The organism is Actinotalea ferrariae CF5-4, assembly GCF_000603945.1.
Taxonomy (GTDB): domain Bacteria; phylum Actinomycetota; class Actinomycetes; order Actinomycetales; family Cellulomonadaceae; genus Actinotalea; species Actinotalea ferrariae.
The window spans coordinates 1-7,788 of sequence record NZ_AXCW01000199.1; the positions used below are offsets into that span (position 1 = coordinate 1).

6 protein-coding genes and 1 pseudogene are annotated in these 7,788 nt (G+C 75.1%); 2 read left to right on the plus strand and 5 right to left on the minus strand.

Features of this window, described 5'->3' with window-relative positions; translation table 11 throughout:
• Positions 1 to 678 (plus strand): MFS transporter (locus tag N866_RS14230; RefSeq protein ID WP_155855387.1); only part of this gene is annotated, 678 nt, incomplete at its 5' end.
• 75 nt (positions 679 to 753) lie between these two features.
• Here N866_RS14230 and N866_RS14235 read toward each other — a convergent pair.
• The 4 genes from N866_RS14235 to N866_RS14250 form a co-directional block, all read right to left on the minus strand.
• Positions 754 to 2,106 (minus strand): MFS transporter, encoded by a 1,353-nt coding sequence (locus N866_RS14235; protein WP_034227508.1) that lies wholly within the window; start codon positions 2,104 to 2,106, stop codon positions 754 to 756.
• Positions 2,103 to 2,606, minus strand: a complete 504-nt coding sequence (locus tag N866_RS14240; RefSeq protein WP_245612601.1) for a MarR family winged helix-turn-helix transcriptional regulator — start codon at positions 2,604 to 2,606, stop codon at positions 2,103 to 2,105. The genes N866_RS14235 and N866_RS14240 overlap by 4 nt, the downstream gene beginning before the upstream one ends.
• Before the next feature lie 118 nt (positions 2,607 to 2,724).
• Positions 2,725 to 4,038 carry a UDP-glucose dehydrogenase family protein gene (locus N866_RS14245; RefSeq protein WP_034227510.1) on the minus strand — a complete coding sequence of 438 codons (1,314 nt, stop codon included), beginning with the start codon at positions 4,036 to 4,038 and terminating at the stop codon, positions 2,725 to 2,727.
• 157 nt (positions 4,039 to 4,195) lie between these two features.
• Positions 4,196 to 5,692, minus strand: coding sequence for an NCS2 family permease (locus tag N866_RS14250; protein ID WP_034227512.1), 1,497 nt, complete (start codon positions 5,690 to 5,692; stop codon positions 4,196 to 4,198).
• 74 nt (positions 5,693 to 5,766) lie between these two features.
• On the opposite strand from N866_RS14250, the gene N866_RS14255 reads away from it, so the two are divergent.
• Complete coding sequence (locus N866_RS14255; protein ID WP_034227514.1) at positions 5,767 to 6,000, plus strand: DUF2530 domain-containing protein; 234 nt, start codon at positions 5,767 to 5,769, stop codon at positions 5,998 to 6,000.
• Between the two features lie 36 nt (positions 6,001 to 6,036).
• On the opposite strand, the pseudogene N866_RS21445 reads toward N866_RS14255, so the two are convergent.
• Positions 6,037 to 7,788, minus strand: a pseudogene (locus tag N866_RS21445) (sacsin N-terminal ATP-binding-like domain-containing protein); the annotation flags it as partial.

The window sequence follows — 7,788 nt, forward strand, 5'->3', positions numbered from 1 at the left end:
GCCGCGGTGGTCGAGGCCGCCACGCAGGGCGGCGTCGTCCGGCGGGCGGGCGGCAGCTCCGCGGGCACCGCCACGGCCCGGCGTCCCGAACGGCGGGGCCCCGGCTTCAGCCGCGCGTTCTGGTTCTTCTGGGGGGCGATGCTCGCCGGTGTGGCGATCGAGTTCTCGACGACGTTCTGGGCCGCGGAGCTCGTGGTCTCGCGGACGGGCGCCGGGCCCTCCGTCGCCACCGCGACGGTGTCCGCACTCGTCGCGGGCATGACGGCGGCCCGGCTCGTCGTCGGGCCGCTGGCGCTGCGCAAGTCCCCCGAGAAGCTGCTCCTCGTGGCCTACGCCGTGGCCGCCGTCGGCTTCGTGGTCCTCTGGACGGCGACCACCCCCGCCGTCGCGGTGCTGGGGCTCGTCGTCGCCGGCCTCGGCTACGGCGCGCACTACCCGCTCGCGGTCGCGCTGGTCCTCCGGCACGCGGCGGACCGCCCGGACCAGGCGCAGGCGACGTCGACGATCGGCACGGGTCTGGCCGTCGCCCTGGCGCCCTTCCTGCTCGGGGCGCTCGCCGACGCCTTCGGGTCGCACACGGCGTTCCTGCTGGTGCCGCTCCTCATCGCGGCGGGGGCCACCTCCGTCGCCCTGGGCCTGCGCACGGTCCTGCGCACCCCCGCCGACGCCCACCCCTGACCCCGCCTTCCCCGACCCGAGCACCCCACGCCCCACCAGCGGTCCAGCCGGGGGGGTCCGGCGGCGCGTGGAGGGTCAGGCGGCGGAGGCGCGGTCCCGGGCCTGCTGGGCCTCGAGCTCGCGGACCGCGCGCTCCCGCGCCCGGGCGCCCGTCGCGTCGTCGTCCTCGTCGTCGAGGTACGTCACCTGCAGGTGCGGGCGCTCGGTGAGGCGGTACCGCACGGTCAGGTGCCAGTGATTGCGGGCCCAGACGGCCGCGCCTGCGGCCACGAGCAGCGCGCTCACGGACCCGATCCCGATCGCCCACCGCGCGCCGAGGGTCTCCGCGACCCACCCGATGATGGGCGACCCGACGGGCGTCGCCCCGAGGAAGACCACCATGTACAGCGACATGACCCGCCCGCGCATGGCCGGGTCGGTGGACATCTGCAGCGTGCTGTTGGCCGCCGTCATCATGGTCAGCGACGCGAACCCGACGGGGATGCAGGCGAGCAGGTAGAGCTCGTACGTCGGCATGAGGGCCATGACGCCGGACGCGATGCCGAACCCGAACGCGGCCCCGATGACGAGCCGGACCCGGGGCCGCTCGCGGCGCGCTGCGAGGAGGGCGCCCGTGAGCGACCCGATCGCGAGGACCGACCCGAGGATCCCGTACTCCTGCGGCCCGCGGCCGAACTCCGTGCGCGCCATGACGGCGCTGGTCAGCTGGAAGTTGAGGCCGAAGGTGCTCACCACGCCGACGACGACCATGACGACGACGATGTCGCTGCGGCCGCGCACGTAGCGGATCCCCTCGCGGATCTGGCCCTTGCCCCGGCGCGTGCGCTCCTGCGGGTGGAGCTCGCCCCGGCGCATGGCCGTCAGCGACAGGATCGTCGCCGCGAAGGTCACCGCGTTGATGACGAAGACCCAGCCGGTGCCGACGGCGGCGATGAGCAGGCCGGCCAGGCCCGGCCCGATGAGGCGGGCGGCGTTGAACGACGCGCTGTTGAGGCCGACGGCGTTGGACAGCCGCTCGGGCGGCACCATGTCCGCGACGAACGTCTGGCGGACGGGGGCGTCGATGGCCGAGACGCAGCCGAGCAGCCCGGCGAAGACGTAGACGTGCCAGAGCTCCGCCGCGCCGCTGAGCACGAGGACGCCGAGCCCCGCCGCGAGCACGCCCTGCGCCACCTGCGTCGCGATGAGCAGCTTGCGCCGGTCCAGCCGGTCGGCGAGCAGGCCGGCCCACGCCGACAGCACGAGGATCGGCGCGAACTGCAGGGCGGTGGTGATGCCGACGGCGACGCCGGAGTCGTCGGTCAGGACGGTCAGGACCAGCCAGTCCTGGGCGACGCGCTGCATCCACGTGCCGATGTTGGCGACGAGGGCCCCGGCGAACCACAGCCGGTAGTTCACGTAGCGCAGGGACGCGAAGGTCGGGCTCACGGTTGCACGACCGTCCGCAGGATCCGCGCGGCCCGCGCGAGCGTCTCCCGCTCCTCCGCGGTGAGCCGCGCCAGGCGCTGGGCGAGCCACTCCGTCCGCCGACGGCGGGTCTCGCGGACCTCCGCCTCGCCGGCGTCGGTGATGGAGACGAGGACCTGCCGTCGGTCGCTCGGGTGCGGGTCGCGCCGGACGAGGCCGGCCTCGACGAGCGCGTTGATCGTCCGCGTCATGGGCGGCGGCTGGACGTGCTGGTCCTCCGCGAGCGCCGTGGGGGTCATCGGGCCCTGGGTCGACAGGGCCGCGAGGACGCCGTACTGGCCGTCGCTGATCGCGTCGGAGCTGCGCTCCCACCGCATCCGCCGCACGAGGTGCGTCGTGGCGACGCGCAGCTCGCTCGCCAGGGGCGCCGGGCGGCACTCGGTGGCGCGGGGCCGGGCGTCGCGCGGGGCGTCCGGGTCGCGGGGGTCGCGGGGGGCACGGTCGACGGCAGGAGCAGGCACTCACTGAGCCTAAGTCATTACCCGAGGTCATGACCCCCGGTCACCGGGTGACCTCGCACACGCCGGAGGCCGGCCCCCGCTCGGGGACCGGCCTCCGGGACGTCGGGACGCGCGGCGGTCAGGGGCGACCCAGCGCGCGGTAGACCCAGCCGGCCCGTCGCCAGGCGACGGGGTCCAGGACGTTGCGCCCGTCCACGATCACCTTCCGGGCCACGACCTGGCCGAACACCTCGGGGTCGAGGTCGCGGTACTCCGGCCACTCGGTCGCCAGCAGGACGACGTCGGCCTCCTTGGCCGCCTCGTCCGCGGTCGCGGCGTAGCGCAGGTCGGGCCACATCCGCTCGGCGTTGTCGAGCGCCTGGGGGTCGGTCACGACGACGTGCGCACCCTGCAGGCCCATCTGGGCGGCGACGCTCAGCGCCGGCGAGTCCCGGATGTCGTCGCTGTCCGGCTTGAACGCCGCCCCCAGGACCGCCACGCGCCGCCCGACGATGGAGCCGTCGCAGACCTCGCGGACCAGGTCCACCGTGCGGACCCGGCGGCGCATGTTGATCGAGTCGACCTCGCGCAGGAACGACAGCGCCTGGTCCACCCCGAGCTCGCCGGCCCGCGCCATGAACGCCCGGATGTCCTTGGGCAGGCACCCGCCGCCGAAGCCGAGGCCCGCGTTGAGGAACCGCCGGCCGATGCGGGCGTCGTAGCCGATCGCGTCGGCGAGCTGGGTGACGTCCGCACCCGTCGCCTCGCACAGCTCCGCCATCGCGTTGATGAAGGAGATCTTCGTGGCGAGGAAGGAGTTGGCCGCCACCTTGACGAGCTGCGCCGTCGCCCGGTCCGTGACGACCACCGGGATGCCCTCGGCGATCGGCGTGGCGTACACCTCGTCGAGCAGCTCGCGGGCGCGCGCGCCGGCCTCGCCGTCGGGCAGGCCGTAGACGATCCGGTCCGGGTGGAGCGTGTCCTGGACGGCGAAGCCCTCGCGCAGGAACTCGGGGTTCCACACCACGGTCGCCCCGGCCTGGGTCGCCGTGACCTCCTCCGCGATCCGCTCCGTCGTGCCGACGGGCACGGTGGACTTCCCGACGACGACGTCGCCGGGCCGCAGGTGCGGCAGCAGGCCCTGGACCGCTGCGTCGACGTACCGCAGGTCCGCGGCGTACTCGCCCTTCTTCTGGGGCGTGCCGACGCACACGAAGTGCACCTGCGCGCCCGCCGCCTCCGCGATGTCCGTCGTGAACCGCAGCCGGCCGGTCGCGAGGGAGGAGGCGAGCAGCTCCGGCAGGCCCGGCTCGTAGAACGGTGCCTCGCCGCCGGCGAGCTGCTCGACCTTCGCCACGTCGACGTCGACGCCGACGACCTCGTGGCCCAGGTGCGCCATCGACGCCGCGTGGACCGCCCCCAGGTAGCCGCAGCCGATCACCGACACACGCATGGTCCTGCCCTCCTCCGCACCGGTGCTCCCGTGCTCACGACCCTAGGGCTTCGGCGGGGGCGGCACAGGCGGTCCGGCCGGGCGGCGGACCGCCCGGCCGGATGCCGCGTGGCCCCGCGGCGCCCAGCCGGCGCTCACGCGGGGCAGTTCGCGGGGCTCAGCCCAGGACGCCCGCGGCCCGCAAACCGTCCTCGATCGGCTCGATCGCGAAGTACAGGACGAACAGGACCGCGGACAGGTACATGAGCGGGTGGACCTGGCGCGCCTTGCCGACGGCGAGCTTGAGCACCACGTAGGAGACGAAGCCCGCCCCGATGCCGACGGCGATGGAGAAGCTGAACGGCATGAGGATGATCGTGAGGAACGCGGGGATCGCGATCTCGTAGTCGCGCCAGTCGATGCCCGTGACCTGCATGAGCATGAGGAACCCGACGATGACGAGAGCTGGGGTGGCCGCCTCGTAGGGGACCATGTTGACCAGCGGCGAGAAGAGCGTGGCGAGCAGGAAGAGCACGCCGGTCACCACCGACGCCAGACCGGTGCGCGCCCCGTCGCCCACGCCGGCGGCGGACTCGATGTAGCTCGTGTTGCTCGACACGGACCCCATGCCCCCCGCGACCGCGCCGAGGGAGTCCACGACGAGGATCTGACGGGTGCCCGGCGGGTTGCCCTTCTCGTCCAGCAGGTCGGCCTCGGCGCCGATCGCCACCATCGTGCCCATCGTGTCGAAGAAGTCCGCGATCATGAGCGTGAAGACGAGCAGGACGACGGCGACGATCCCGATCTTCTCGATCGAGCCGAGCAGCGAGAACTGGCCCAGGAGGCTGAACTCGGGCTGGGAGATGACGTCGCCCGCCGAGGCCGGCAGGGACGGCTGCACGAGGCTCCACCCGCCGGGGTTCTCCGCGGAGCGCGGGCCCAGGTTCGCGACCGCCTCGATGACGACCGCCAGGACGGTCGCGGCGACGACGCCGATGAGGATCGCCCCCTTGACCCTGCGGACCATGAGCACGGCCATGAGCAGGAGCCCCAGGAGGAACACGACGACCGGCCAGCCGGCGAGCGAGCCGTCCTGGCCCAGCTCGAGCGGGGTCGCCAGGCTCGCCGGGATCCGCACGAGGCCGGCGTTGAAGACGCCGATGAGGGCGATGAACAGGCCGATGCCGACGCTGATGGCGAGCTTGAGCTCCACCGGCACGGCGCGGAACACGGCCTCGCGGAACCCGGTGAGCACCAGCACGAGGATGATGAGGCCCTCGAGGACCACGAGGCCCATCGCGTCGGCCCAGGTCATCCCCGGCAGCACGGCCACGGAGAACGCCACGAACGCGTTGAGCCCGAGCCCGGCCGCGAGCGCCAGGGGGAACCGCGCGACGACGCCCATGAGGATCGACAGGACACCCGCGACCAGGGCGGTCGCCGCGGCCACGAGGGGGAAGTTCGGCTCGGAGCCGCCGCCGAGGAAGGCGCCCGTCCCGTCCGGGACGCCGCCGATGATGAACGGGTTGAGCACGATGATGTAGCTCATCGCGAAGAAGGTCACGAGCCCGCCGCGCAGCTCGCGCGGGAAGTTCGAGCCTCGTTCAGTGATCTTGAAGTACCTGTCGACGGAGCCGAGAAGCCCCTGCCGTTCCGTGGTCGCCGTCTGGGTCATGGCGCAGAGGTTCCCAGAAATCGGCGCCCGGCGTCCGGCCGTCCGCGATCGCCGACGCGGACTAGGCTCGCTGCGTGACCACGCGGCGCCCCAGCCTCCTCGAGCCGAGCCGCCTGGAGCCCGTCCACCTGGACCTGCGGAAGGTGTTCCTCGGCGGCATCGCGCTGTGGACCGTCGCGCTCGTCGTGTCCCTCGTGCTGGTCGCGACCGGGCAGGTCGGGGTCCGCATCCCGTGGATCTGCGCGGCCGGCGTCGCGCTGGGCGGCCTGGCGCTGCTGTGGGAGCGCCGGAACCGCGCGCGGACCTGAGCCGCTGAGGCACCCGACCGCCCGAGCCCCGAGCCGCTAGCTCTCGGGCAGGTCCTCGGCCGCCGCGTCCAGCAGGACGGCCGCGAGCGCCGCCGGGTCGACGAGGAGCCGCGCGATCCTGTCGCGGTGCCGCCGCCCGACGACCTCCGCCAGCCCGTCCGCGAGCCCGTCCGTCGTCGCCGCGTGCACCACCGGCAGGGGGTCCGCCCGCTCGACCCACCAGTCCACCGGTGCGCCGTCGACCCGGAGGTCCTCGTGCTCGAGCCAGACGGCCGGGGCGTCGGGGAACGCCACCCGCACGGCGGCGGGCACGGCGCTCGGCACCCCCTCGCCGTCGACGCGCAGGGTGAGGCGGTCCGCGGCGACGTCGACGTCCAGGGCGTCGGCCAGCGGCGTCACGGCCGAGGCGGGCACGACGACCGCCGGGCGCGCCGCCGGGTGCTGCGCCTCCGCGAGCGTCACGACGACGACGTCCTGGGCCGGCACCGTGCGCACCGTGAGACCCGCGGTCAGCGCGGGCAGCCGGTCGACGTCGAGGTCGACGTCCGGCTCCCGCAGCGCCAGGGCGGCCAGGGCACGCCAGACGGCCACGGCGACCGGCAGGTCGACCTCGGCGTCCAGGGGCAACGACCCGAGGAGCCCGGCCCACGCGTCGGCGTCGAGGTCCGCCGCGGCCCGGACCGCGCCGAGCGCGTGCAGGACGTCCGGGTCGAGGCCGGCGACGGCCTCCGGGGGATCGGGCAGGAGGGCGGTCACCGCGTCCGGGCCGGCGGCACCGGCACGGAACGGCCGGTCCAGCCCCAGCCGGGACCGGGTGCGCAGCCACCAGGCGACGTAGGTCGGGCACGGCGTGCCGTCCTCGTCGCGGACCGGGTCGAGCAGCGCGGGCCGCGCCGCGGTCGCCAGGGCGGCCAGGACCGCCGGCCAGGCCTCGGGGACGACGGCGTCGAGGTCGGCGACCGCCCGCTGCGGCCCGACGGCGGGACGCACCTCCTCGAGGTACTCCGGCCACCCGTCCAGCCCGTCGAGGACGAGCGCGAGGTCCTCGTGGGGGGCGTCGTCAGCCGAACCCTCGACCAGCCCCGTGTCGGGGTCGTACGCCTCCGCGGGCAGGTCCACCCCGGTCAGGGCCGTCCGCACGCCCACCAGCGGCAGCACGCGGCCCCACCGCGCCACGACGTCGGCGTGCACGCCCGGCAGGACGGCCGGGTCGAACCAGCGCGACGCCTCCGAGCCCGGCAGCACCAGGCCCCGCGCCGGTGCCGGGGCGCCGTCGTCGGCCGGGAGGAGCAGCTCGCCCCACCACGGCTCGGGGTGCGGTGCGCCGCCGTCGGCCACGACCCGGTCCAGGAGCGCCAGCAGCACCTCGGCGGTCGCGTCCTCGTCGTCCCCGGTGAGCACGTGGCCGCGCAGCACGGGGTGGCGCAGCAGGTCGGTCACGGTGAGCCGCTCGGCGCCGAGCCGGTCGTGCAGGGGGTGCGCGGCGTCCGGGTGCACGACCCGCAGCCCCCACGCCGCGAGGCGGTTAAGCACGTCGTCGTCGACGGGCCCGTCCAGGACGGTCAGCCCGCGGACGCCGCGGACGTGGCGACCGTCCGCCAGGGGCACGAGCAGGGTGGCGAGCGCCTCCAGGACGGCCGGCCCGGCGCCCGTGGCGGCCTCGAGCAGGGCGCGGTGCTCCGCCGGGTCGAGCGGCGCCAGGGCCTCGACGAGGTCCGCGGGCTCGACCTCCTCCACGCCGAGGGCACGCAGGGCGGAGCGGTGCCGCGGCGGGGCGGCCACGAGCCG